The sequence below is a fragment of the Jiangella alkaliphila genome (assembly GCF_900105925.1).
In the GTDB taxonomy this organism is placed as follows: domain Bacteria; phylum Actinomycetota; class Actinomycetes; order Jiangellales; family Jiangellaceae; genus Jiangella; species Jiangella alkaliphila.
This window is the reverse complement of the sequence record NZ_LT629791.1, coordinates 4,275,745-4,298,447: the sequence shown is the minus strand read 5'-3', so window position 1 is coordinate 4,298,447 and position 22,703 is coordinate 4,275,745. Positions and strand designations below refer to the sequence as shown.

22 protein-coding genes are annotated in these 22,703 nt (G+C 73.5%); 8 read left to right on the top strand and 14 right to left on the bottom strand.

All coding sequences use genetic code 11. From position 1 onward, the window contains the following. Positions 1-95 precede the first annotated feature (95 nt). The 7 genes from BLV05_RS19570 to BLV05_RS35910 all read right to left on the bottom strand — a co-directional run bounded on the left by BLV05_RS19570 (position 96) and on the right by BLV05_RS35910 (position 8,723). On the bottom strand, positions 96-1,175 hold the full coding sequence (locus BLV05_RS19570) for a quinone-dependent dihydroorotate dehydrogenase (RefSeq protein WP_046771780.1): 1,080 nt from the start codon (positions 1,173-1,175) through the stop codon (positions 96-98). Continuing rightward, positions 1,172-4,474, bottom strand: coding sequence for a carbamoyl-phosphate synthase large subunit (gene carB, locus BLV05_RS19565; RefSeq protein WP_046771779.1), 3,303 nt, complete (start codon positions 4,472-4,474; stop codon positions 1,172-1,174). Before carB ends, BLV05_RS19570 begins: the two co-directional genes overlap by 4 nt. Continuing rightward, positions 4,474-5,619: a glutamine-hydrolyzing carbamoyl-phosphate synthase small subunit gene (gene carA, locus BLV05_RS19560; protein WP_046771778.1), complete on the bottom strand. Its 1,146-nt coding sequence runs from the start codon at positions 5,617-5,619 to the stop codon at positions 4,474-4,476. Before carA ends, carB begins: the two co-directional genes overlap by 1 nt. Then, a complete protein-coding gene (locus BLV05_RS19555; RefSeq protein ID WP_046771777.1) occupies positions 5,616-6,944 on the bottom strand; it encodes a dihydroorotase in 1,329 nt (442 codons plus the stop codon). Before BLV05_RS19555 ends, carA begins: the two co-directional genes overlap by 4 nt. Further along, positions 6,941-7,885, bottom strand: coding sequence for an aspartate carbamoyltransferase catalytic subunit (locus tag BLV05_RS19550; protein ID WP_046771776.1), 945 nt, complete (start codon positions 7,883-7,885; stop codon positions 6,941-6,943). Before BLV05_RS19550 ends, BLV05_RS19555 begins: the two co-directional genes overlap by 4 nt. Continuing rightward, positions 7,882-8,463, bottom strand: coding sequence for a bifunctional pyr operon transcriptional regulator/uracil phosphoribosyltransferase PyrR (pyrR, locus tag BLV05_RS19545; protein WP_046771775.1), 582 nt, complete (start codon positions 8,461-8,463; stop codon positions 7,882-7,884). The genes BLV05_RS19550 and pyrR overlap by 4 nt, the downstream gene beginning before the upstream one ends. A gap of 113 nt (positions 8,464-8,576) precedes the next feature. Then, complete coding sequence (locus tag BLV05_RS35910; RefSeq protein WP_157524275.1) at positions 8,577-8,723, bottom strand: hypothetical protein; 147 nt, start codon at positions 8,721-8,723, stop codon at positions 8,577-8,579. A gap of 271 nt (positions 8,724-8,994) precedes the next feature. Between BLV05_RS35910 and BLV05_RS19540 the strand changes: the two genes are divergently transcribed. Genes BLV05_RS19540 through BLV05_RS19530 form a run of 3 tightly spaced genes read left to right on the top strand, consistent with a single transcriptional unit; the run spans position 8,995 to position 10,311 of the window. Then, positions 8,995-9,327, top strand: coding sequence for a hypothetical protein (locus tag BLV05_RS19540; RefSeq protein ID WP_046771774.1), 333 nt, complete (start codon positions 8,995-8,997; stop codon positions 9,325-9,327). Continuing rightward, positions 9,324-9,728 carry an Imm1 family immunity protein gene (locus tag BLV05_RS19535; RefSeq protein WP_052762983.1) on the top strand — a complete coding sequence of 135 codons (405 nt, stop codon included), beginning with the start codon at positions 9,324-9,326 and terminating at the stop codon, positions 9,726-9,728. The genes BLV05_RS19540 and BLV05_RS19535 overlap by 4 nt, the downstream gene beginning before the upstream one ends. 46 nt (positions 9,729-9,774) lie before the next feature. Beyond that, positions 9,775-10,311 carry a GNAT family N-acetyltransferase gene (locus BLV05_RS19530; RefSeq protein WP_046771773.1) on the top strand — a complete coding sequence of 179 codons (537 nt, stop codon included), beginning with the start codon at positions 9,775-9,777 and terminating at the stop codon, positions 10,309-10,311. A gap of 15 nt (positions 10,312-10,326) precedes the next feature. Here BLV05_RS19530 and BLV05_RS19525 read toward each other — a convergent pair whose 3' ends face one another. After that, positions 10,327-10,728: a TIGR03618 family F420-dependent PPOX class oxidoreductase gene (locus BLV05_RS19525; protein ID WP_046771772.1), complete on the bottom strand. Its 402-nt coding sequence runs from the start codon at positions 10,726-10,728 to the stop codon at positions 10,327-10,329. Next, positions 10,706-11,098 (bottom strand): nuclear transport factor 2 family protein, encoded by a 393-nt coding sequence (locus tag BLV05_RS19520; protein ID WP_046771771.1) that lies wholly within the window; start codon positions 11,096-11,098, stop codon positions 10,706-10,708. The genes BLV05_RS19525 and BLV05_RS19520 overlap by 23 nt, the downstream gene beginning before the upstream one ends. 82 nt (positions 11,099-11,180) lie before the next feature. On the opposite strand from BLV05_RS19520, the gene BLV05_RS19515 reads away from it, so the two are divergent. After that, positions 11,181-12,143: an RNA polymerase subunit sigma-70 gene (locus BLV05_RS19515; RefSeq protein ID WP_046771770.1), complete on the top strand. Its 963-nt coding sequence runs from the start codon at positions 11,181-11,183 to the stop codon at positions 12,141-12,143. On the opposite strand, the gene BLV05_RS19510 is transcribed toward BLV05_RS19515, so the two are convergent. Next, complete coding sequence (locus tag BLV05_RS19510) at positions 12,136-13,848, bottom strand: PucR family transcriptional regulator (RefSeq protein ID WP_046771769.1); 1,713 nt, start codon at positions 13,846-13,848, stop codon at positions 12,136-12,138. The two genes, BLV05_RS19515 and BLV05_RS19510, sit on opposite strands and share 8 nt — an antisense overlap. A gap of 76 nt (positions 13,849-13,924) precedes the next feature. Here BLV05_RS19510 and BLV05_RS19505 point away from each other — a divergent pair, with 76 nt between their 5' ends. The 4 genes from BLV05_RS19505 to BLV05_RS19490 are packed head-to-tail and all read left to right on the top strand — an operon-like array spanning position 13,925 to position 18,880. After that, complete coding sequence (locus BLV05_RS19505; RefSeq protein WP_052762982.1) at positions 13,925-14,794, top strand: oxamate carbamoyltransferase subunit AllH family protein; 870 nt, start codon at positions 13,925-13,927, stop codon at positions 14,792-14,794. Continuing rightward, on the top strand, positions 14,791-16,284 hold the full coding sequence (locus tag BLV05_RS19500) for a hypothetical protein (RefSeq protein ID WP_197683215.1): 1,494 nt from the start codon (positions 14,791-14,793) through the stop codon (positions 16,282-16,284). The genes BLV05_RS19505 and BLV05_RS19500 overlap by 4 nt, the downstream gene beginning before the upstream one ends. Continuing rightward, positions 16,277-17,686, top strand: a complete 1,410-nt coding sequence (locus tag BLV05_RS19495) for a YlbE family protein (protein ID WP_046771795.1) — start codon at positions 16,277-16,279, stop codon at positions 17,684-17,686. Before BLV05_RS19500 ends, BLV05_RS19495 begins: the two co-directional genes overlap by 8 nt. Before the next feature lie 42 nt (positions 17,687-17,728). Then, positions 17,729-18,880, top strand: coding sequence for a hypothetical protein (locus BLV05_RS19490; protein WP_046771768.1), 1,152 nt, complete (start codon positions 17,729-17,731; stop codon positions 18,878-18,880). 36 nt (positions 18,881-18,916) lie between these two features. On the opposite strand, the gene BLV05_RS19485 is transcribed toward BLV05_RS19490, so the two are convergent. From BLV05_RS19485 to BLV05_RS19470, 4 genes are read right to left on the bottom strand one after another with little or no spacing between them, the layout of a single operon-like run. Continuing rightward, positions 18,917-19,513: a nucleotidyltransferase family protein gene (locus BLV05_RS19485; protein WP_046771767.1), complete on the bottom strand. Its 597-nt coding sequence runs from the start codon at positions 19,511-19,513 to the stop codon at positions 18,917-18,919. Further along, positions 19,503-20,609, bottom strand: coding sequence for an XdhC family protein (locus BLV05_RS19480; protein ID WP_046771794.1), 1,107 nt, complete (start codon positions 20,607-20,609; stop codon positions 19,503-19,505). Before BLV05_RS19480 ends, BLV05_RS19485 begins: the two co-directional genes overlap by 11 nt. After that, positions 20,602-21,756, bottom strand: coding sequence for a vWA domain-containing protein (locus BLV05_RS19475; RefSeq protein WP_046771766.1), 1,155 nt, complete (start codon positions 21,754-21,756; stop codon positions 20,602-20,604). Before BLV05_RS19475 ends, BLV05_RS19480 begins: the two co-directional genes overlap by 8 nt. Then, complete coding sequence (locus BLV05_RS19470; protein WP_046771765.1) at positions 21,753-22,640, bottom strand: AAA family ATPase; 888 nt, start codon at positions 22,638-22,640, stop codon at positions 21,753-21,755. The genes BLV05_RS19475 and BLV05_RS19470 overlap by 4 nt, the downstream gene beginning before the upstream one ends. Between the last annotated feature and the right edge of the window lie 63 nt (positions 22,641-22,703).

The window sequence follows — 22,703 nt, the reverse complement described above, 5'->3', positions numbered from 1 at the left end:
CCCAGCCACGTTGATCTTGGAGTTCTTCGGGTATCTACCGGACAAATGCCCCCGCAATTGCCGAACAACTCCAAGATCAACTTGAGGGTGGGGGGTCATCGGGGGTCCTCCTCGATCAGGCGGGCCAGGTCGCGCTGCACGCGGGCCGGCCAGAACGGTCCGCCGTAGATGAACGCGGTGTAGGCCTGGACCAGCGTCGCGCCGGCCCGCAGCCGCTCGTACGCGTCGTCGGCGGTCGTGATGCCGCCGGCGGCGACCAGCGTGAGCCGCTCCCCCACGGCGCCGCGAAGCAGCCGCAGCACCTCCAGCGACCGGCCCGCGAGCGGCGCGCCGGACAGCCCGCCGGCGCCGGCCCGCTCGACCGCGATCGGCGTGGAGCGCAGCCCGTCGCGGCCGATGGTGGTGTTGGTCGCGATGATGCCGTCCAGGTCCAGCTCGAGCGCCAGCTTCGCCACCGCCAGGACGTCGTCGTCGCCGAGGTCGGGCGCGATCTTCACCAGCAGCGGCACCCGGAGTGTGGTGACGGCGTCGGCCTGTGCCCGGACGGCGCTGAGCAGCGGCCGGAGCAGCTCGACGGCCTGCAGGTCGCGCAGGCCCGGCGTGTTCGGCGAGCTGACGTTGACGACCAGGTAGTCGGCATAGGGGGCGAGCAGCCGGGTGCTGGCCTCGTAGTCGCCGACGGCCTCGGCCTCGGGCACCACCTTGGACTTGCCGATGTTGACGCCGACGACGACCGGCAGCGCGCCGCGACGGCGGCGGCGCCGGGCCAGCCGGGCGGCCACCACGGCGGCGCCGTCGTTGTTGAAGCCCATGCGGTTGACGACGGCGCGGTCGGCGACCAGACGGTGCAGCCGCGGCTTGGGGTTGCCCGGCTGCGGCCGCCCGGTGACCGTCCCGACCTCGACGAACGCGAAGCCGAGCGCGGCCAGGGCGTCGATGCCGACGGCGTTCTTGTCGAACCCGGCGGCCAGGCCCAGCGGCCCCGGGAAGTGCAGGCCGAACGCCTCGACGCCGGCGCCCGCGCTCGCACCGGACGGGCCCAGACGGCGCCGTCCGTACGATGCCAGCCCCGGCACCCGGGCGGCCAGCCGCATCGCCGCGAACGCGCCCTTGTGTGCCTTCTCGGCGTCGAGCCTCGACAGCACCCGCCGGAACAGCAGGTCGTACGCCGTCACGACCGCTGCGCCCAGGACTGCAGCGACCGGACGCCGACCGACTCGGCCCGCAGCGACTCGATGCCCTGCACCGCCGCGGCCAGCCCCTGGGTGGTGGTGATGCAGGGGATGTTGCCCTGGATGGCGGCGCGGCGGATCTCATAGCCGTCGGCGCGCGGGCTGCCGCCGGTGGTCGTGCCGCTGGGGGTGTTGATGATGAGGTCGACGTCGCCGGCGAGGATGCGGCCGATGATCGTGGGGGTGCCGTCGGGTTCGTGGCCGACCCAGCGTTTGCGGACGACCTCGGCGGTGACGCCGTTGCGGCGCAGCACCTCGGCCGTCCCGGCGGTGGCCAGGATGGTGAAGCCGAGGTCGGCCAGCCGCTTGACCGGGAAGATCATGTGCCGCTTGTCGCGGTTGGCCAGCGAGACGAAGATCGTGCCCGACGTCGGCAGCGCGCCGAACGCGGCGGTCTGGGACTTCGCGAACGCGGTGCCGAACTGCTCGTCGATGCCCATGACCTCGCCCGTCGAGCGCATCTCGGGGCCGAGCAGGGTGTCGACGGTGCGGCCGTCGGGCGTGCGGAAGCGGTTGAACGGCATCACCGCCTCCTTGACCGCGACCGGGGCGTCGGCGGGCAGGTCGACGGCGTCGCCGGTCGCGGGCAGCAGGGCCTCGTCGCGCAGCTGCTGGATGGTCGCGCCGAGCATGACCCGGGCGGCGGCCTTCGCCAGCGGCACGCCGGTGGCCTTAGACACGAACGGCACCGTCCGCGACGCCCGCGGGTTGGCCTCGAGCACGTAGAGGACGTCGCCGGCCAGCGCGTACTGGACGTTGAGCAGGCCGCGCACGCCGACGCCGCGGGCGATGGCCTCGGTGGACGCCTTGATGCGGGTCAGCTCGTCGCGGCCCAGCGTGATCGGCGGCAGCGCGCACGCGGAGTCGCCGGAGTGGATGCCGGCCTCCTCGATGTGCTCCATGACGCCGCCGAGGTACAGCTCGTCGCCGTCGAACAGCGCGTCGACGTCGATCTCGACCGCGTCGTCGAGGAACCGGTCGACCAGCACCGGGTGCTCGGGGCTGGCCTGGGTGGCCCGGCCGATGTAGTCGGCCAGCGTGTCATCGTCGTAGACGATCTCCATGCCGCGCCCGCCGAGCACGTACGACGGCCGCACCAGCACCGGGTAGCCGATGGTGTGGGCGATGTCGCGGGCCTCTCCGAACGAGCTGGCCGTGCCGTGCTTGGGCGCGGGCAGCCCGGCCTCGCCGAGCACCCGGCCGAACGAGCCGCGGTCCTCGGCGAGGTCGATCGCGGCCGGCGACGTGCCCACGATCGGGACGCCGGCCTCGGCCAGCGCGGCCGCCAGCCCGAGCGGCGTCTGCCCGCCCAGCTGCACGATGACCCCGGCGACGGGGCCGGCCTGCCGCTCGGCGTGCACGACCTCGAGCACGTCCTCCAAGGTCAGCGGCTCGAAGTACAGCCGGTCGGAGGTGTCGTAGTCGGTGGACACCGTCTCGGGGTTGCAGTTGACCATGACGGTCTCGTAGCCGGCCTCGTGCAGCGCCATCGCGGCGTGGACGCAGGAGTAGTCGAACTCGATCCCCTGCCCGATGCGGTTCGGCCCGCTGCCGAGGATGATCACCGCGTCCTTGTCGCGCGGGCGGACCTCGGTCTCCTCGTCGTAGGACGAGTAGTGGTACGGCGTGCGCGCGGCGAACTCGGCGGCACAGGTGTCGACGGTCTTGAACACCGGCCGGATGCCCAGCGCGTGCCGGACCCCGCGGACGACCTCGGCGGACGTGCCGCGCAGCGCCGCCAGCTGGACGTCGGAGAAGCCGTGCCGCTTCGCCTCGCGCAGGATGTCGGGGGTGAGCTGAGGCGCCGCGCGGACGTCGTCGGCGACCTCGGTGAGCAGCAGCAGCTGGTCGAGGAACCACGGGTCGATACGAGTGGACTCGTACAGCTCGTCGACGGTGGCGCCGGCGCGCAGGGCGTCGACGACGTCGCGCAGCCGCCCGTCGTAGGGCCGGGCGACGCGTTGCACCAGCTCGGCCTTGTCGCCCAGCGCGGACGCGAAGTCGAGCGCGCCGTCGGACTTCTCCAGCGACCGCAGCGCCTTCTGCAGCGCCTCGGTGAAGTTGCGGCCGATGGCCATGGCCTCGCCGACGCTCTTCATGTGCGTGGTCAGCGTGGAGTCGGCGGCCGGGAACTTCTCGAACGCGAACCGCGGCGCCTTGACCACGACGTAGTCGAGCGTCGGCTCGAACGACGCCGGCGTGCTGTGCCCGTCGTCGCGGGTGGTGATGTCGTTCGGGATCTCGTCAAGCGTGTAGCCGAGCGCGACCTTCGCGGCGATCTTCGCGATCGGGAAGCCGGTCGCCTTGCTGGCCAGCGCGCTGGAGCGGGAGACCCGCGGGTTCATCTCGATGACGATGAGCCGGCCGTCGGCGGGGTCGACGGCGAACTGGATGTTGCAGCCGCCGGTGTCGACGCCGACCGCGCGGATGATCGCGATGGCCTGGTCGCGCATGATCTGGTACTCACGGTCGGTCAACGTCAGCGCCGGCGCGACCGTGACGGAGTCGCCGGTGTGCACGCCCATCGGGTCGACGTTCTCGATCGAGCAGACGATGACGACGTTGTCGGCGCCGTCGCGCATGACCTCGAGCTCGTACTCCTTCCAGCCGAGGATCGACTCCTCCAGGAGCACCTCGGTGGTCGGCGACGCGTCGAGCCCGGCCCCGGCGATGCGGCGCAGGTCGTCCTCGTCGAACGCCATGCCCGAGCCCGCGCCGCCCATGGTGAACGACGGCCGCACGACGACCGGATAGCCCAGGTTCTTCACCGCGGTGAGGCAGTCGTCCATCGAGTGGCAGATCTCCGAGCTGGCGGTCTCGCCGCCGACCTCCTCGACGATCTTCTTGAACGACTCTCGGTTCTCGCCGCGCTCGATGGCGTCGATGGACGCGCCGATCAGCTCGACCCCGAACCGCTCCAGCACGCCGCGCTCGTGCAGCGCGACGGCCGTGTTCAGCGCCGTCTGCCCGCCCAACGTCGCCAGCAGCGCGTCGGGCCGCTCCAGCGCGATGACCTTCTCGACGAACTCCGGAGTGATCGGCTCGACGTAGGTGGCGTCGGCGATGTCGGGGTCGGTCATGATCGTCGCCGGGTTGCTGTTGACCAGCACGACCCGCAGGCCCTCGGCCCGCAGCACCCGGCAGGCCTGCGTCCCGGAGTAGTCGAACTCGCAGGCCTGGCCGATGACGATCGGGCCCGAGCCGATGACCAGGACGCTGTCGATGTCGGTGCGCCTGGGCATCAGGCCTCCTTCGCGGCGGACCGGGCCGCCGACATGACGTCGATGAACCGGTCGAACAGGTAGGCGGCGTCGTGCGGGCCGGCCGCGGCCTCGGGGTGGTACTGGACGGAGAACGCCTTGAGCGCGCCGTCGCTCGCCCGCAGGGCCAGGCCCTCGACGACGTCGTCGTTGAGGCAGACGTGGCTGACCTCGGCGGCGCCGTACGGCGTCGTGGTGGTGCCCTCCAGCGGCGCGTCGACCGCGAAGCCGTGGTTGTGCGCCGTCACCTCGACCTTGCCGGTACCGCGGTCCTGCACCGGCTGGTTGATGCCGCGGTGGCCGTAGCCCAGCTTGTAGGTGCCGAAGCCGAGCGCGCGGCCGAACACCTGGTTGCCGAAGCAGATGCCGAAGAACGGCAGGTCGCGCTCGAGCGCCGCCTGGACGACGCGCATGGGCGCGTCCGCCGTCGCTGGGTCGCCGGGGCCGTTGGACAGGAACAGGCCGTCGGGCTCGTGGGCGAGGACGTCGTCGATCGTGGCCGTCGCGGGGAGCACGTGCGTCTCGATGCCGCGCTCGGCCATGCGCCGCGGCGTCATCGTCTTGATGCCGAGGTCGAGCGCGACGACGGTGAACCTTCGCTCGCCATTGGCCTGGACGACGTAGGGCTGCTGCGTGCTGACCTCGGCGGCGAGGTCGGCGCCGAGCATCTCCGGGCTGTCCAGCACCCGCTGCCGCAGCGCGTCGGCGTCGGTCTCGACGCTGGAGATGCCGACCCGCATGGCGCCGCGTTCGCGCAGGTGGCGGGTGAGCGCGCGGGTGTCGATGCCGCTGATTCCGACGACGCCCTGAGCGGCCAGCTCGTCGTCGAGGCTGCGCCGGCTGCGCCAGGACGACGCACGGCGGGCGGGGTCGCGGACGACGTAGCCGGCCACCCAGATGCGGCCGGACTCGGGGTCGTCGTCGTTCACCCCGGTGTTGCCGATGTGCGGCGCCGTCTGCACCACGACCTGGCGGTGGTAGGACGGGTCGGTCAGCGTCTCCTGGTAGCCGGTCATGCCGGTGGCGAAGACGGCCTCGCCGAACGTCTCACCGGGCGCGCCGTACGAGCGGCCGCGGAACGTCCGGCCGTCCTCGAGCACGAGCAGCGCCGGTTGGCTCGTCGTCATGCCTGTCCCCCTGGGGTGTGGTGCGTCTGGAGCGTGTGGTGCGTGGGCCGGCCGCGCAGGAACGTCGCGACGACGGTGCCTGGCAGCTTCATGCCCTCGTACGGCGTGTTCCGCGACAGCGACGCTGACGTCGACGGGTCGACCGTGGTGGTGGTGCTCGGGTCGATGAGCGTGAGGTTGGCCGGCTCGCCGGCGGCGACGGGGCGTCCGTGCGGCCGCTCGCCGGTGTCGCAGCGGCCGATGCGGGCCGGCGCGAACGACATGCGGTCGGCGACGCCGGCCCAGTCGAGCAGGCCGGTGTCGACCATGGTGTGCTGGACGACCGACAGCGCCGTCTCGAGGCCCAGCATGCCGAAGGCGGCGGCGTCCCACTCGCAGTCCTTCGCCTCGACCGGGTGCGGCGCGTGGTCGGTGGCGACGATGTCGATGGTGCCGTCGGCCAGCGCCTCGCGCAGCGCGGCGACGTCGGCGGCCGAGCGCAGCGGCGGGTTGACCTTGTAGCGCGGGTCGTAGCCGGCCACCAGCTCGTCGGTGAGCAGCAGGTGGTGCGGCGTGACCTCGGCCGTCACCGGCAGCCCGCGCTCCTTGGCCAGCCGGACGATCTCGACCGAGCCGCGCGTCGACAGGTGGCAGATGTGCACGCGCGAACCGACGTGGGCGGCCAGCAGCACGTCGCGGGCGACGATCGCCTCCTCGGCGACGCTCGGCCAGCCGCGCAGGCCCAGCCGACCGGACAGCTCGCCCTCGTTCATCTGCGCGCCCTGGGTGAGCCGCGGCTCCTGCGCGTGCTGGGCGATGACGCCGTCGAACGCCTTCACGTACTCCAGCGCGCGGCGCATCAACATGGCGTCGTGGACGCAGATGCCGTCGTCGGAGAAGACCCGCACGCCGGCGGCCGACTCGGCCATGGCGCCCAGTTCGGCCAGCCGCTCGCCCTTCAGGCCGATGGTGACCGCGCCGACCGGGCGGACGTCGGCGTGGCCGGCCTCGCGGCCCAGCCGCCAGACCTGCTCGACGACGCCGGCGGTGTCGGCGACCGGGTCGGTGTTGGCCATCGCGTGGACGGCGGTGAACCCGCCTCGTGCCGCCGCCTTCGTCCCGGTGTCGACGGTCTCGGCGTCCTCGCGGCCGGGTTCGCGCAGGTGCGTGTGGAGGTCGACCAGGCCGGGCAGCGCGATCAGCCCGGTCGCGTCGACGACCTCGGCTCCCTCGCCGGCCTTCGCCGCCGCCTCGGCGCCGAGGGCGACGATGACGCCGTCGTCGATCAGCAGATCCTGCGGGTCGCCGCCGAGGACGCGCGCGTTGGTGATCAGGGTGCCGCTCATGCCGCCTCCTCGGTGGTGGTGTTGGTGCCGGCCAGCATCAGGTAGAGGACGGCCATGCGGACGTAGACGCCGTTGGTGACCTGCTCGACGATGACCGAGCGGGCGCTGTCGGCGACCTCGGCGGTGATCTCCATGCCGCGGTTCATCGGGCCCGGGTGCAGCACCAGCGCCTCGGGCGGCATCAGCGCCTGGCGGCGGGCGTCGAGGCCGTAGCGGCGGCTGTACTCGCGCGCGGACGGGAAGAAGGCGTCGTTCATGCGCTCGTTCTGGACGCGGAGCATCATGGCGGCGTCGGCGCCGGTCAGCGCGTCGTCGAGGTCGTAGCTCGTGGCGCACGGCCATCGTTCGACGCCGTTGGGCAGCAACGTGGGCGGCGCGACCAGCGTGACGTCGGCCCCGAGCGTCGCCAGCAGCAGGACATTGCTGCGTGCGACCCGGCTGTGCAGCACGTCGCCGACGATGACGATGCGCTTGCCGGCGAGGTCGCCGAGGTGCCGGCGCATGGTGAACGCGTCGAGCAGCGCCTGCGTCGGGTGCTCGTGGGTGCCGTCGCCGGCGTTGACCACGCACGCGTTGATCCAGCCCGACGTCGCCAGCCGGTACGGCGCACCGCTCGACGAGTGCCGCACGACGACGCCGTCGGCGCCCATCGCCTCGAGCGTCAGCGCGGTGTCCTTGAGGCTCTCGCCCTTGGACAGGCTGGACCCCTTCGCGGAGAAGTTGATGACGTCGGCCGACAGCCGCTTCGCCGCCAGCTCGAAGGACGTGCGGGTGCGGGTGGAGTCCTCGAAGAACAGGTTCACGACGGTGCGCCCGCGCAGCGTCGGCAGCTTCTTCACGGCGCGGCCCTCGGTGAGCCGGGCCATCTCGTCGGCGGTGTCGAGCACCAGCGTGGCGTCGTCGCGCGACAGGTCGCCGGCGGACAGCAGGTGACGGATCACGGGGTGGCCTCCTGCTGTTCGTCGGTGCGCCCCGGCTTGTCGAGGAGGACGCCGTCGTGGCCGTCGGTCTCGGTGAGCCGGACCTTCACGCTCTCGGCGAGGCTGGTCGGGATGTTCTTGCCCACGTGGTCGGCGCGGATCGGCAGCTGCCGGTGCCCGCGGTCGACGAGGACGACCAGCCGGACGGCGCGCGGCCGGCCGATGTCCTCGAGCGCCGTCAGCGCCGCCCGGATGGTCCGGCCCGAGAACAACACGTCGTCGACCAGCACCACGATGCGGTCGTCGACCCCGCCGTTCGGGATGTCGGTGTGCTCGAGCGCCCGGGCCGGCCGCAGCCGCAGGTCGTCCCGGTACATCGTGGTGTCGAGCGCCCCGACCGGGACCTCGACCCCCTCGACGGCGGAGATGCGTTCGGCCAGCCGGTACGCGAGCGGCACGCCGCGTTTCGGGATACCGAGCAGGACGAGGTCGGCGGCGCCCTTGTTGCGCTCGACCACCTCGTGCGCGATACGCGTCAGTGCCCTGGCGACGTCGTCGCCGTCGAGCACTTCGCGTGCGCCGGAAAGGTCGCGAGACATGCTTCGCAGGACCTCCTTCCCCGCCTCACGGGACGGGACTTAAAGGATGTCGGTCGATTGCGAGAATATCAGCGGCCTCCGGCCCTCCCCGCCGCGACGCGCTGTCGGCCCCGTCACACCCGCGCCGGCTGCCCGGCCTCGCCTCCCTCGCCCCTCTCGTCCACCTCGCCTTCTTCGTCGTCCTCGGCGTCATAGGCCTCGCGCAGCTCGTCGCGGACCTCTTCGGCCGGCTGCTCGGTCTGGCGGCTGTCGGTCTGCATGTCGGCTCCTCTCCCCTGCGGCCCCGGTTGGACCGCTCACTTCCTATGGGTCGTTTCCGAAGCCCGAATGTGACAGCGCGTCGGGATCTTCTCCGGACGGCCGGCGCCTTGGCACGGCTGAACGTCGCGCCAATACCGACATTCCGGACGCGCCAACGACGCCCAGCCGTGCCAAGCGCGGCGCTCAGGCGTGCCAAGGCGCCGAACGCCGCCGCAAAATCGCGTGCGGCCGGCCGGGACCGGCGCCTACCGTGACCGACATGGAGCTGCGATGAGCATGCCGAGTGCCGCGCTGCTCGATCACCTCCGCGGCCTGACCAGCAGCGACACGGCCGCCCGCCAACTGGCGGCCGACGTGATCACCGACGTCTACGCCGGATTCGACGAGACGGACGTGCTGATCGTGTCGTACGTGCTGGTCAGCCTTGCGTCCGTGGAGGCGGAGGCGGACTGCCTGGAGGCCCAGCTGAACGCACTCGGAGCCATCACCGAGCGGCACCTGCTCCCCGACGCCACGCTGGACCGGCTGGAGACCATCGACCGGGACTCGCTGCCGGCAACGCTCGGCGAGTACTACGACGACCTGCTCTCGGAACGGCGATGAACGGCGTCACAGCCGGAATGAGCCTCTGCTGGGACGACGGTCCGAGCGAGAACGAGGCGCCGCTGACGGACGTCGGCGAGGTCCGGCGCCGGCTCACCGCACTCGACGGCGAGCACCGGACGATCGTGACGATCGCGGCCGACGGCGAGGCGCACCTGGGCTGCGGTGGCGACAACCGGCTCGGCCTCGTGCTGTACGTGACCGCTGACAACCAGGTCTTCCACACTCTGATCAACGAGACAGCCGCCTCCGGGGCCGACGACGTCGTGATGGTGGCCGGCGGCCAGCCGGGTCGCTATCCCGCCAGGCAGGTCGTGCCACTGGAGGTCGCGGTCGCAGCGGCGGAGTACTACGCGACGCATCGGGACATCTCCCCCGAGCTGGCGTGGGACACGACCTGAGAAAACCCCGTGCGGCCGGCCGGCACGGCCACCTACGGTGACCGCCATGGAGCTGCGCCCGGAGGAACCCGCCGACCAGGAGGCCGTGGACGACGTGCACCGGCAGGCGTTCGGCGACGACGGCGAGCACGTCGCGAACCTCAACCACGACCTCCGCGGCCTGGTCGAACCCGGCAACGGCCTCTCCCTGGTCGCCGTCGACGACAAGAAGATCGTCGGGCACGTGCTGCTCACCCGCAGCCTGCTCGACGCGCCCGCAAAGCTCGTCGACGTGCTGGTGCTGAGCCCGGTCGGGGTGCTCCCCTCACACCAGAACCGAGGCATCGGCGGAAAGCTGATCACCCAAGGCCTGGACCTGGCCGACGAGCAGGGGGCGCCCGCGGTGTTCCTGGAGGGCTCGCCGGGCTACTACCCGAGGTTCGGGTTCGAGCCCGGCGAGCCGCTCGGGTTCCGCCGGCCGTCGCTGCGCATCCCCGACGCCGCGTTCCAGGTCCGGACGCTCAGCGCGTACGAGCCGTGGATGACCGGCACGCTCGTCTACTCGGAGATCTTCTGGCGCCACGACGCCGTCGGGCTGCGCTGACGGTGAAGCGACCACTCAGCGCTCGGCGAACTTCCCCCAGCCGTGCCAGCGGTCGACCTCGATCCAGGCGCTGACGCGGCGGCGGTGGCGCACGCCGTAGGCGTGGCCGAGGTAGTGCCGCGACAGCCGGTCGATGTCGGCCAGGTCCTCGTCGTCGACGATCTCGACGACGCGGCCCTGGACGCTGACGTGCGTGTACCAGTCGGCGGCGAGCGCCGTGAGGCTGACCCGCGGGTCTGCACGCAGGTGCTCGACCCGCTTGCGGGACTCGTCGAGGTTGATGAGGATGCGCCCGTCCTCCCAGATGTACCAGGTCGCGACGGAGACCGGACCACCCGGGCCGATGGTCGCCATGACGGCGGGGTTGGGCTTGGCGAGGAACTCGCTGATGTCGTCAGGGAGCGGGGGCTTGGGCATCCACCGATCCAACCACGGCCTCCCGGGCGACCATGAACGGGGCGCGGTCGAAGACGAACCAGCTGTGCACGATGCGCCCACCGGCGACGCGGACGCACTCGGCGCCGGGCGCCTGCGCCACCAGCCGGGTCGCCGAGTCGTACATGACGAGCGCGGTCTCGTCGTCGCCGAACGCGGCGATCAGCGACGCGCTGACCAGCTCCGTCACGTACGGCTCCAGGAACGCGCGATAGGCGTCGACGCCCTCCAGGCGGCCTGGCGGTGCCTCGCAGACGACGTCGTCGGCGATGTAACGGAGCGCGGCGTCCAGGTCGCCGCCGGCCCACGCGTGGTGGTAGGCGAGCGCGACGTCCAGGGCGGCACGAGTCATGATCGTTCCTCTCTCGAAGGGACCTTCCCCCGTACAGACACCGGCGCGCCACGGAACGGAACGGTCGTGCGACGATGCGTCGGTGACCTCGGCGCTGCTCACTCGCGCGCGAGCCGGCGACCAGGACGCGTTCGCCGAGCTCGTCGACCCCTATCGCCGGGAGCTGCACCTGCACTGCTACCGGCTGCTCGGCCGGCTGCCCGACGCCGAGGACGCGGTACAGGAGACGCTGCTGGCGGCGTGGCGCGGGCTGCCCGGGTTCGAGGGCCGGTCGTCGGTGCGCGGCTGGCTGTACCGCATCGCGACGAACCGCTGCCTCAACGCGATCCGCGACGCGGGACGCCGGCCGCCGCTCGCGCCGGTGCCGCCGTTCGACGCGCCGGAGCCGACACGGCACAACGAGGTCCCGTGGGTGCAGCCCTACCCCGACGTCCTGCTGCCCGAGTCCGCCTACCTGCGCCGCGAGCAGGTCGAGCTGGCCTTCGTCGAGGCGCTCCAGCAGCTGCCGCCGCGGCAGACCGCCGCCCTGGTGGTCTGCGACGTGCTCGGCTTCCCGCTGGCGGAGGCGGCGGTCGTTCTCGACACGACATCGACGGCGCTCAAGGGGGCGTTGCAGCGGGCCAGATCGACCCTGCGCTCGCCGGCCACGCGGCCGCCGGCCACCCAGCCGCCGGCGCACGGCTCGGCCGGCGAACGCAGCCTCAGCCGACGGTTCGCCGCCGCGTTCGTCGCCGACGACGTCGAGGCCGTGATCGCGCTGCTCACCGACGACGCCTGGCTGGCCATGCCGCCGGCGCCGCACCAGTACGTCGGCACTGCCGCGATCGCCGGCTTCCTCCACGCCAGCGCGACCTGGCGCGACGGCCGGCGGTACGCACTGCTTCCCACCAGGGCCAACGCTCAGCCCGCGTTCGGCTGCTACCTCGACGCGGCGCCCGCCGGGCTCGTCGTCCTCACCCTCGACGGCGACCGGATCGCCCGGGTCACCCGATTCATGGACGACACCCTGTTCCCCGCGTTCAGCCTGCCCCGCGCCTTCAGCTGAGCCCGCGCATCTGCAGCACCTTGAGCGCCAGCGCAAGGTCGAGCCGCAGCTCGGGGTCGGTGGTGAACGGGCCGAGCATGCGCTCCAGCTTGCTGATGCGGTACCGCAGCGTGTTGTAGTGGAAGTGCAGCTGCCGGGCGGCCTCGGCGACGTTGAGGTTGGTGTCGAGCAGCACCTTGAGGGTGTGCCGCAGGTCCTCCATCTCCGGGTCGTCGTCGGCGGCGAGGCCGTGCAGGGTCTCGCGGACGAAGCCGCGCAGCTCGTCGCGGTCCTCGATCTGGCTGAGCAGCCGGAACGAGCCGAGGCTGTCGAAGTGCGCCAGTGACCCGCGGCCGTTCATCTGCCGCCCGACGTCGACGGCGCGGCGGGCCTGCTCGTACCCGACGGGCAGCCGCGAGGGGTCGTCGACGACGCGGCTGACGCCGGTGGAGAACGAGCGGCGCCCGCCGCCACCGTCGCCGGAGACCTGGCGGACGACGTCGCGGACGGACGACTCGGGGTCCGGGCGCGCGCCCACCGGCAGCAGCGCCACCACCTCCTGCGCGAACCCGACGACGGCGGCCCGCGGGTCGCGCCGCTGCACGACCGACTGCCAGGCGACGGTGAACCGCTCCTGCACCGGCCGCAGCTGCAGCCCCGCCGACCCGGCCGGCCCGCTCTCCGGGTCCAGCTCGGCCACGACGACGACGAGGTCGCGGCCGACGTCCCAGCCCAACGACTCGCAGTGCGCCACGATCCGGTCCCGGTCGCCGGCCCGGCCGGACAGCACGTCCCGCAGGAAGTCGCCGCGGTACTTGCTCTCGACGGCGGTGACGGCGAGCTGCTTGTTCACCGCCAGCGCGGCGACCGTCGCGGCCCGTTCCAGCACGTTGACGTCGGCGTCGTCGAGGGCGCGGTGCCGGGCGAACGCCACGATGCGCCCGTGGTCGACCCGCCCGGCGACGATCGACACGACGGCGTGCCAGCCGGGCACGTCGACATGGGAGTGGACGCCGCCGGGCTCGTACTCGGTGCGGAATCGGCCGGACGTGTCGAAGCACGGCGTGTGCCGCCAGGACGCGAGGTCGTCGAGGTTGCCGCCCTCGGCGAGCACCCGCCCGTCGGCCGTCGTCACCATGACCGGCACGCCGAGCACCGCGGACGTCTTCGTGACCAGCTCGGTCAGACCGCCGCCCTCGAGCACCACCGACAGCAGCGCGTGGTGCACCTCCCACGACCGCTCCAGCGCCGCCGCCTGCTTGTTCAGCACGCCGGTGAGCACCTGGTTGAGGATGTCGTCGAACCCGACCGCGTCGGGCAGCAGCAACAGCGGCAGCCCGAGCCGGTCCGCCTCGTGCACCATCTCGTCGGGCAGCGCGTCGAGGTAGCGATGCAGCTTGACGGCGAGCGCGGCCAGCCCGCGCGCGTCCAGCTCGGCGACGAGGCCGGGCAGCCCCTGCGGGGTGTTGCGCAGCGGGTACCCGGTCGTGAGCAGCAGTTCGTGCGGCTTCACCCACGGCAGGATGTCCGGGACCTCCATGATGTTGGCGCGCTGGACGACGCGATCGAGGCCGTCCTCCCCCGCCAGCAGCCGCGCACCGGCCAGCGCGGGGATCTCCATCGCCTTGCGCACCGTCAGCCCCGCCACGGCGCGGGACGGCCACTTGCCGCCGGCCGCTGGCAACTCCGGCGAACCCGGGGCCGGATCGTTGGCAAGTTTGCCCATGCGACGACGGTAGCGGTCCCGGCTACGTTCGTGGCAGTCCCAGTTCAGGTGATCTTGGACGGAACGGAGGCTGCGAGTGCCGGCACCGACGGTCCCGACCGGGGTCCGGGCCACCCGGCCGTGGCCGGGTGACGCGTCACGGCAGGTGCTGCCGGGCGCCGCGAGCACCACCGTTGCCGCCCTCGTGGGGGGCCCACGACTCGCCGGGGAGGTCGTGGCCGCCACCCGCACGCTCACCGCCGTCCTGGTCGACCACGGCGCCGGGCCGGTGCTGCTCTGCCTCACCGGTCCGGCCGCCGTGCGTCTGCCGTGCGCGGTCGTCACGCCGTGGCCGGTGGCGGGGCTGCGGCCCGGCCAGCGCGCGCTGGTGGGCGAGGGCGAGCTGCGCATCGGCGACGACGACGGCGCGGTCGTCACCGTCGCGCGGTGGTGGCGGGCGCGCGCGGCCGTCATCGGCGACATCGGGCTGGCCCGCCGCCGCACCGCCGGGCAGACCGACCAGCCGGCGCTGGACGGCGCCGTCGTCGCGGCCGCCGGGCGGCTCGGCCTGGCGCTGCTGTGCGGCGACGGCGACGAGCTCGCCGAAGCGGTCGACGGGCTGCTGGGGCTCGGCCCCGGCCTGACTCCGGCCGGTGACGACGTCCTGGCCGGCGCGCTGGTGGTCGCCACCGCCGTCGGACCCCGCGCCGCCGCCCGCCTGGCCGACGCCGTCGAGGCCGCCGGGCCGCTGCACCGCACCACGGCCGTCTCCGCCGGCCTGCTCCCCTACGCCGCCCGCGGGCTGGCCGTCCCGCAGTTCACCGCCTATCTGGCCGCGCTCGGCTCGGCCCGCGGCGACGTCGACGCGACCGAGCGGCGGCTGCTCGCCGTCGGGCACACGTCAGGCGCGGCGATGCGGCTGGGCGCCCGGGTCGCGCTGGCCGCGCTCGCGGGGGCCACCCGGTGATCCGCCACGTCGAGGTGCGCGCCGGCACCTACCACGATTCGGTGACGTTGATGCAGGTCAGCCAGGCGGTCCGGGGCGAGGACGGGGTCGGCGGCGCGCTGGTCGCGATGGCCACCCAGCTGAACCTCGACCTGCTCGGCGGCATGGGCTTCGACGTCCCCGCGGCGAGCCCGAACGACCTCGTCGTCGGCGTGACGGCGGACGACGACGCCGCACTCGGCCGGGCGCTGGCGCGGATGGAGTCGGCGCTGGCCGCCCGTCCGTCCGGCGACGACGGCGGCGGCTTCGGCGCCACCGCCCCGCCGCGCACCGTCGGCTCGGCCGCCCGCCGCGACGGCGGCACCGTCGCGTTCGTCTCGACGCCCGGCCGGTACGCGTTCGCCGACGCGATGGACGCGCTGCAGCACGGCCTGCACGTCGTCGTGTTCTCCGACAACGTGCCGGTCGAGCAGGAGGTCCGGCTCAAGCAGGAGGCCCGCGAGCGCGGCCTGCTGGTGATGGGCCCGGACTGCGGGACGGCGGTGATCGGCGGCGTCGGCTTCGGGTTCGCCAACGTCGTGCGGCCGGGGCCGGTCGGCGTCGTCGCCGCGTCCGGTACCGGCGCGCAGCAGCTGCTCGGCCTGGTCGACGGCGCGGGCGTCGGCATCAGCCACTGCATCGGCGTCGGCGGGCGCGACCTGTCCGCCGCGGTCGGTGGCGCGTCGACGCTCGCGGCGCTGGACCTGCTGGCCGACGACGACGCGACCGAGGTGGTCGTCGTCGTGAGCAAGCCGCCCGCGCCGGAGGTCGCCGAGGCCGTCCGGGAACGGGCGGAGAAGCTCGGCAAGCCGGTCGTGCTCGCGCTGCTCGGGCCCGGCCTCCCCGACCTCACCGCCGTCGCGGAGACCGTCGTGACCACCGCCGGCGCCGAGTGGCGCGCGCCGCGGTCGTGGCCGTCGACGGCGCCCGCGACCGGTCCGTACCCTTACATCCGCGGCCTGTACGCCGGCGGCACGCTCTGCGACGAGGCGATGCTGCTGGTCAGCGCGGAGTTCGGGCCGGTGCGCTCGAACATCCCGCTGGAACCGTCGTGGACGCTCGGACCCGGCCTGTGGGCCGAGGGCCACGCGATGATCGACTTCGGCGACGACGAGCTGACCCGCGGCCGGCCGCACCCGATGATCGACAACTCGCTGCGGACCGAGCGGCTGCTGGCCGAGGCGCGCGACCCGTCCTGCGGCGTCGTCCTGCTCGACGTCGTGCTGGGCCACGGTGCGCACCCGGACCCGGCCGCCGAGCTGGCGCCGGCGATCGTCCGCGCCCGCAACGTCGCCGGAGCGCGCGGCCGCGACCTCGCCGTCGTCGTCGCGCTGATCGGCACCGCCGACGACCCGCAGGGTCTGGAGTCGCAGGCGCGGGCGCTGCGCGACGCGGGCGCGTCGGTGCACCTGTCCAACGCCACGGCCGCCCGCGGGGCGATCGCGCTGGTCAACCGGGGTGCCGATGACTGACCTGCTGCGCGAGGAGCCGCGCGTCGTCAGCGCCGGCGTCGACCTGTTCGCGGCCGCGCTGACCGCCCAGGCGGTGCCCGTCACGACGGTCGACTGGCGGCCGCCGGTGGCCGGGACGGAGGACGACCTCGCCCGGGTGCTCGCCGACCCACGCCGGCCGGACGCCAACGCGCTGGCGCTGTCGCGGATGCTGGCGGCGGGAGCGGAGCTGGTGGACGTCCGGCCGGCCCGCGAGGTGCTCGGACTCGAGCCCGGGCAGTTCCTGCACGCCGGGCCGCCGATCACGTGGGAGCGGGCATCCGGGCCGCTGCGCGGCGCGCTGATCGGGGCGATGCTGTTCGAGGGCCTGGCGTCGTCGCCGTCCTCGGCCGAGGCCCTGCTCGCCGCGGGCGATGGGGTGGAGTGGTCGCCGTGTCACGACCGCGGCGGCGTCGGGCCGATGGCCGGGGTCGTGTCGCCGTCGATGTGGCTGTTCGAGCTGCGCGATCCGGCCACCGACACGACCGCGTGGTGCTCGCTGAACGAGGGCCTCGGGGCGGTGCTGCGCTACGGCGCGTACGGGCCGGACGTACTCGAGCGGCTGCGCTGGATGGCGTCGGTGCTGGGACCGCTGTTGCAGGCCGCCGTCCGGCGGGGCGGGCCGGTGGACGTCAAGGCGATCGTCGCGCAGATGGTCCAGATGGGCGACGAGGGCCACAACCGCAACCGCGCCGGCACCCTCATGCTGCTGCGCGACCTGCTGCCCGCCCTGATCGACAGCGGCGCGCCGTCGTCGGACGTCGCCGCGGTGGCGTCGTTCGTCGGCGGGAACGACCACTTCTTCCTCAACCTCGTCATGCCGGCCGGGAAGCTGGAGACCGCGGCCGCCGCCGACCTCCCCGGCTGCACCGTCGTCACCGCGATGGCTCGCAACGGCACCGACTTCGGCCTGCAGATCTCCGGGACGGGCGGCCGGTGGTTCACGGCGCCGGCGAACACGCCCGCCGGGCTGTACCTGGGCGCCTACGGCCCGGACGACGCGAACCCTGACATCGGCGACTCCGCGATCACCGAGACGATCGGCCTCGGCGGGTTCGCGATGGCGGCCGCGCCGGCCATCGTCCGGTTCGTCGGCGGGTCGGTGCCGGACGCGCTGGCCACCAGCCGGCTGATGTACGAGATCACCGTGGGTGAGAATCCGGCGTACGCGATCCCGATCCTGGAGTTCCGCGGCGCCCCGACCGGCATCGACGTCACGCTGGTGGCGCGGACCGGGGTGCTGCCGCAGATCAACACCGGCATCGCCGGCCGGGTCGCCGGCACCGGCCAGGTCGGCGCGGGGTTGGTCCAGCCGCCGATGGACTGCTTCACCTCGGCGCTGTCGGCGCTGTCGGCGCTCGCCGCCGCCGCTCCCCCGCTCTGACCCGCCCGGTTAGCATGGTCGATCGACCGACCGGGAGGCACTGTGGCGGACGCCGCGTCTGGGCAGCTCACCTTCGACCCAGAGGAGGAAGAGTCGCTCGGCGGACTCTTTCTCGGGGTCGGCGCGACCACGACCATGCGCGAGGACCGAACGCGAGACGGCATCCCCATGCCGCCGGCGGCGGCGCCACTGCTGACGACCAGGATCATGCTGCCCGGCCGCCCGGTGAAGCCGTCGCGGTTCGCCGACGGCGGCACCGTGCTCGGCCAGACGTTCGACCAGATCCTGGAACGCGCCCGCGACAACACGCTGGGGCTCGAGATCGGGTTCGAGCAGCACCGCCGGTTCGCTCGCGGCGTCCAGGTGACGGGGTCGCGACTCTCGGGCCTGCTGGCGGTTCCCGAGGTCTTCGAGCCCCATCGAGCGAAGGTCGACGGCGAACTGCTCGTCTTCGCGCCCACGTCGCGAGACATCGCGCTCGTCGGGTCGCAGGAGCCCGAGCTGTGGGTCGCGTGGAGCTACGCGGTGATCGAGTACGCGGCAGCGCTGCCACCTGGGCTCAGCCCGCTTCTCTACCGGGTCGTGCAGGCCGACGATGCCGGCTCGGCCCGCCTCGAGGCGTGGGTTCCAGCGGCCGACGCGGCGGCGCGCAAGCTCTACGAGCGCGCCCGGCTGACGCAACTGGAGAACACCTACGGTCCGATGATGCAGGACGCGCTCGCCGATCAGTACAGCTATCGCGATGGGCCGGCCACGGTAGCGAGGCCGTTGGCCGCCTACAACGCCGATCTCGATGCCGTGCTCTCGTACGCCGTCTGGAACGTCCAGGATCCGCTGCCGTGCCTCGTCGCGCCCACCGACTCGATCGCCATCGACGTCTCGGGCACCGGCGAGGCGCCGCAGTTCTGGATCTCGCCAGACGACCTGAGCAGGGTGCCAGGCGTGCGGCTGACCGAGACTCGCGAGTTCGGGCCACCGGTCCGGGTGGCCGAGCTCACCGAGCGAACCGCGTCCGACGAGCTCGGAGGCCTTGTCGAAAGGCTCATCGAACACGGCGCCCGCACCGCCGCCGAACTCGGCGGCCTCGGCGAACCGGCGTCGATCCTCGACTGGGTGCCGAGTAAGAACGGCTGGTACGGCAAACGAGCGAAGACGGCCACCACCTTCCCCACCCTGCAGTGGCCACACCGATGAGTGAGCGCCTGCTGTTGCCAGGGCGACAGTAGACGCTCACCCATCCCGAACTCGCCGGGGCAACGCCGGGTGCTCGAGGTCGGCGGGGGTGTCGACGTCGGCGGGGAGGCCGGTGCCGGTGCAGTCCACCGCCGTGATCAGGTCGCGGTGGGCCGTCATGAAGGGGCGGGCGCCGACGTCGCCCTCGGCCAGGGCGGCGACCTCGGGCCAGACACTCCGGGACAACAGGACGGGGTTGCCGCGGCGGCCGTCGTAGGTGGCCACGGCGACCGACACCGAGCCGGACGCCCACGCGGCCCGCAGCCGCGTCACCGCCTCGGCGCCGACCCAGGGCTGGTCGACCAGGGCGACCACCACCGCGTCGGCCGCCGACCAGCTCAGCGCGCGCAGGCCGGCCCGCAGCGACGACCCCATGCCGGTCGCCCAGCCGGGGTTGTGCACGACGATCGCGCCGGCCACGCTCAGCGGCACGGCGCCGGACACCACGAACACCGGGTCGCAGCCGCCGGCGGACAGCAGCCGCACAGCACGGTCGACCAGGCGCGACCCCTCGTACTCGACCAGCGCCTTCGGCCCGCCGTACCGGGAGCCCGACCCGGCGGCCAGCACCAAGCCGGCGACGTCAGAGGGCATCGGCGGCGAGCGGTTCGCGGTGGATCGGTCCGCTGGTGTCGCGCAGCCGCCGGCCGGACCCGCCCCACCGCGCCGCGATGATCTCGGCGGCGATCGACACCGCCGTCTCCTCCGGCGTCCGGGCGCCGATGTCGAGGCCCAGTGGCGACGCCAGCCGCGCCAGCTCGGCGTCGGTGACCCCCTCGGCGCGCAGCCGCTCCAGCCGGTCGTCGTGGGTGCGCCGCGACCCCATGACGCCGATGTACGCGGCCGGTGTGCGGACCGCGGCGGCCAGCAGCGGCACGTCGAACTTGGGGTCGTGGGTGAGGACGCAGATCACGGTGCGCTCATCGACGTTCGTCGATGCGAGGTAGTCGTGCGGCCACTTGACCACGACCTCGTCGGCGTCGGGGAACCGCCGCGGCGTCGCGAACACCGGCCGCGCGTCGCACACCGTCACGCGGTAGCCGAGGAACCGGCCGACCCGGACCAGCGCGGCGGCGAAGTCGATCGCGCCGAACACCAGCATGCGCGGCCGCGGCGCGAACGACTGCACGAACACCTCGAGATCGTCCAACCTGCGCTCCCCCGAAGCGCCGTAGCGGCGGATGCCGGTCATCCCCTGGTCGAGCATGCCGCGCGCGTCGTCGGCGACGGCGTCGTCGAGCCGCGCGCCGCCCAGCGATCCCGCGACGCGGTCCGGCCAGACGACGAGGTGCGCGCCGACGTCGCCTGGCCCGGCGACGACGGTGGCGACGGCGACCGGCGCCGACGCGTCGATGCTCGACGCGACCTCGGCCAGCGCCGGGAACGTCGACCGGTCCACCGCCTCGACGAACACATCGATGATCCCGCCGCAGGTCAGCCCGACCGCGAACGCGTCGTCGTCGCTGACGCCGTAGCGCTGCAGCAGCGGCGGCCGGCCGGCCATGACCTCTTGCGCCAGCTCGTACACCGCGCCCTCGATGCAGCCGCCGGAGACGCTGCCGACCGCCTCGCCTGACGCGGTGACGGCCATCGACGCGCCCGGCTGGCGGGGCGCGGACTTGAACGTGCTGACGACGGTGACCAGGCCGGTCCGCTCGCCGTCGCCGGCGGCGCTCACCAGCTCACGCATGACCTCCTGCACGGTCACCACCCCTCCTGGACGGCTCGCGACCGCCGAGCAGCCTGGCCAGCTCCTCCATCGCGCCCAGCGAGTGACCGGCGACGAGCCGGTCGACGTGCGGCAACGCCGCCCGCATGCCGCCGGTGCTTGGACTGTATCCTTTATACCCTCGGTGCGGGTTCACCCATACGATGCGCCGGGCCAGCCGCGCCAGCCGGGCCATCTGGGCTGCCAGCAGCGCCGGGTCGCCGCGCTCCCAGCCGTCGCTGCCGATGACGACGACGGCGCCGCGGGCGGTGCCGCGCTGCCCCCAGCGGTCGAGGAACTCCTTCAGCTCGTCGCCCAGCCGGGTGCCGCCGCTCCAGTCGTCGATGGCCGCCGACGCCGCCGCCAGCGCCACCGCCGGGTCGCGTCGCCGCAGCTCACGGGTGACGCGGGTGAGTCGCGTGCCGACGGTGAACACCTCGGTCCCCGGACGGACGCGGCAGGCGGCGTGGGCGAAGCGCAGCAGCGTCTCGGCGTACGCCGCCATCGATCCACTGACGTCGACGAGGAAGACCACCCGCCGCTGCCGCCGTCCGTGCCGGTGCCGCCGCAGGTCGACCGGCTCGCCGCCGTGGCGGAGCATGCTCCGGACCGTCCGCCGGGCGTCGACCGGCCCCGACGGCGACGGGCGCAGCCGGCGGGTGGTGCGGTCAGGGGCGGCCGGCAGCAGCGCGCTGACGTAGAGGTCGACCTCGGCCCGGTCCGCCGCGCCCAAGGTCGTCACGTCGCGGTGACGGAGCACCTCGATGCGGCTGGCGGTGGCGACCCGCTGCCGGTCAGGATCGGCGTCGTCGCCGTCGCGGGCGCCGCCGGGGTCGTCGGGCAGCGCGACCAGTCGGGCGACGGGCGGGACGGTGACGCGCCGCGGCGGGCGGTCCGGCTGCCGGCTGAAGTAGGCGGCGAACACGCGGTCGTACCGCTCGACGTCCTCCGGCGACGCGCACAGGGTCGTCCGCCCGGACCAGTAGACCGACCGCAGCGACGCCGCACCCAGCACGTCGAGCGCCTCGAGCATGGCGTGCACGCGGGTGGGCGGGACGTCGACGCCGGCGGCAGCGAGCCGCCGGGCGAACCCGAGGACCTCTTCGGCGACCGCCGGCGCCTCGTTCATGGCCGGCCGGCCAGCTCCGCGACCTCGCCCATGATCCGCTCGGTGTCCTCCTGGTACTTGAGCACCGCGCCGAGCGTCCGGGTCGCGAGGTCGGCCGACAGCTCGGTCGCGCCGAGCGCCGTCAGCGCCGTCACCCAGTCGATCGACTCGGCCAGCCCGGGCGGCTTCAGCAGGTCGGCGCCGCGCAGCCGCTGCACCGCGCGGGCGACGTCATCGGCCAGCCGCTCGCTCACGCCGGGCAGCCGCCGCCGGATGACCGCGACCTCGCGCTCGAACGTCGGGTGCGCCAGCCAGTGGTAGAGGCAACGCCGCTTGAGCGCATCGTGCACCTCGCGGGTGCGGTTGCTCGTGACGACGACGACCGGCGGCGTCTCGGCGCGGACGGTGCCGAGCTCGGGGATCGAGATGGTGAAGTCGGACAGCACCTCGAGCAGGAACGCCTCGAACTCGTCGTCGGCGCGGTCGACCTCGTCGACCAGCAGCACCGACGGCGTCGTCTCCAGCGCCCGCAGCAGCGGCCGGGCCAGCAGGAACCGGCGGTCGTACAGCTCGTGCTCGAGCTGGTCGACGTCGGTGACGCCGGCCGCCTCGGCCGCGCGCAGGTGCAGCAGCTGGCGTGGGAAGTCCCAGTCGTACAGCGCCTGCGCGGCGTCGACGCCCTCGTAGCACTGCAGCCGGATCAGCGGCGCGCCGAGCACCTCGGCCAGCGCCTGGGCGAGCGACGTCTTGCCCACCCCGGCCTCGCCCTCGAGGAACAGCGGCCGGCCCATGCGCAACGCGAGGAACGCCGCCGTCGCCAGCCCGTCGTCGGCCAGGTATCCGGCGGCGTCGAGCCGCCGGGCCAGGTCGCCGGGCGTGGACGCGGCGCTGTCGGTATCCGCCATGACTCAACGCTACGCCGTCCTAGCTCCTGGATGTCGTCGTGCCGGGCATGGTCGCAGGTACGG

Coding starts and splice junctions, on each gene's coding strand:
- carA (WP_046771778.1), bottom strand. CDS start 5,619: ATGACGACGAGCCAACCGGCGCTGCTCGTGCTCGAGGACGGCCGGACG.
- carB (WP_046771779.1), bottom strand. CDS start 4,474: ATGCCCAGGCGCACCGACATCGACAGCGTCCTGGTCATCGGCTCGGGC.
- BLV05_RS19530 (WP_046771773.1), top strand. CDS start 9,775: ATGGAGCTGCGCCCGGAGGAACCCGCCGACCAGGAGGCCGTGGACGAC.
- BLV05_RS19525 (WP_046771772.1), bottom strand. CDS start 10,728: ATGCCCAAGCCCCCGCTCCCTGACGACATCAGCGAGTTCCTCGCCAAG.
- BLV05_RS19495 (WP_046771795.1), top strand. CDS start 16,277: ATGACTGACCTGCTGCGCGAGGAGCCGCGCGTCGTCAGCGCCGGCGTC.
- BLV05_RS19480 (WP_046771794.1), bottom strand. CDS start 20,609: ATGCGTGAGCTGGTGAGCGCCGCCGGCGACGGCGAGCGGACCGGCCTG.
- BLV05_RS35910 (WP_157524275.1), bottom strand. CDS start 8,723: ATGCAGACCGACAGCCGCCAGACCGAGCAGCCGGCCGAAGAGGTCCGC.
- BLV05_RS19540 (WP_046771774.1), top strand. CDS start 8,995: ATGAGCATGCCGAGTGCCGCGCTGCTCGATCACCTCCGCGGCCTGACC.
- pyrR (WP_046771775.1), bottom strand. CDS start 8,463: ATGTCTCGCGACCTTTCCGGCGCACGCGAAGTGCTCGACGGCGACGAC.
- BLV05_RS19475 (WP_046771766.1), bottom strand. CDS start 21,756: ATGAACGAGGCGCCGGCGGTCGCCGAAGAGGTCCTCGGGTTCGCCCGG.
- BLV05_RS19555 (WP_046771777.1), bottom strand. CDS start 6,944: ATGAGCGGCACCCTGATCACCAACGCGCGCGTCCTCGGCGGCGACCCG.
- BLV05_RS19510 (WP_046771769.1), bottom strand. CDS start 13,848: ATGGGCAAACTTGCCAACGATCCGGCCCCGGGTTCGCCGGAGTTGCCA.
- BLV05_RS19535 (WP_052762983.1), top strand. CDS start 9,324: ATGAACGGCGTCACAGCCGGAATGAGCCTCTGCTGGGACGACGGTCCG.
- BLV05_RS19520 (WP_046771771.1), bottom strand. CDS start 11,098: ATGACTCGTGCCGCCCTGGACGTCGCGCTCGCCTACCACCACGCGTGG.
- BLV05_RS19485 (WP_046771767.1), bottom strand. CDS start 19,513: ATGCCCTCTGACGTCGCCGGCTTGGTGCTGGCCGCCGGGTCGGGCTCC.
- BLV05_RS19470 (WP_046771765.1), bottom strand. CDS start 22,640: ATGGCGGATACCGACAGCGCCGCGTCCACGCCCGGCGACCTGGCCCGG.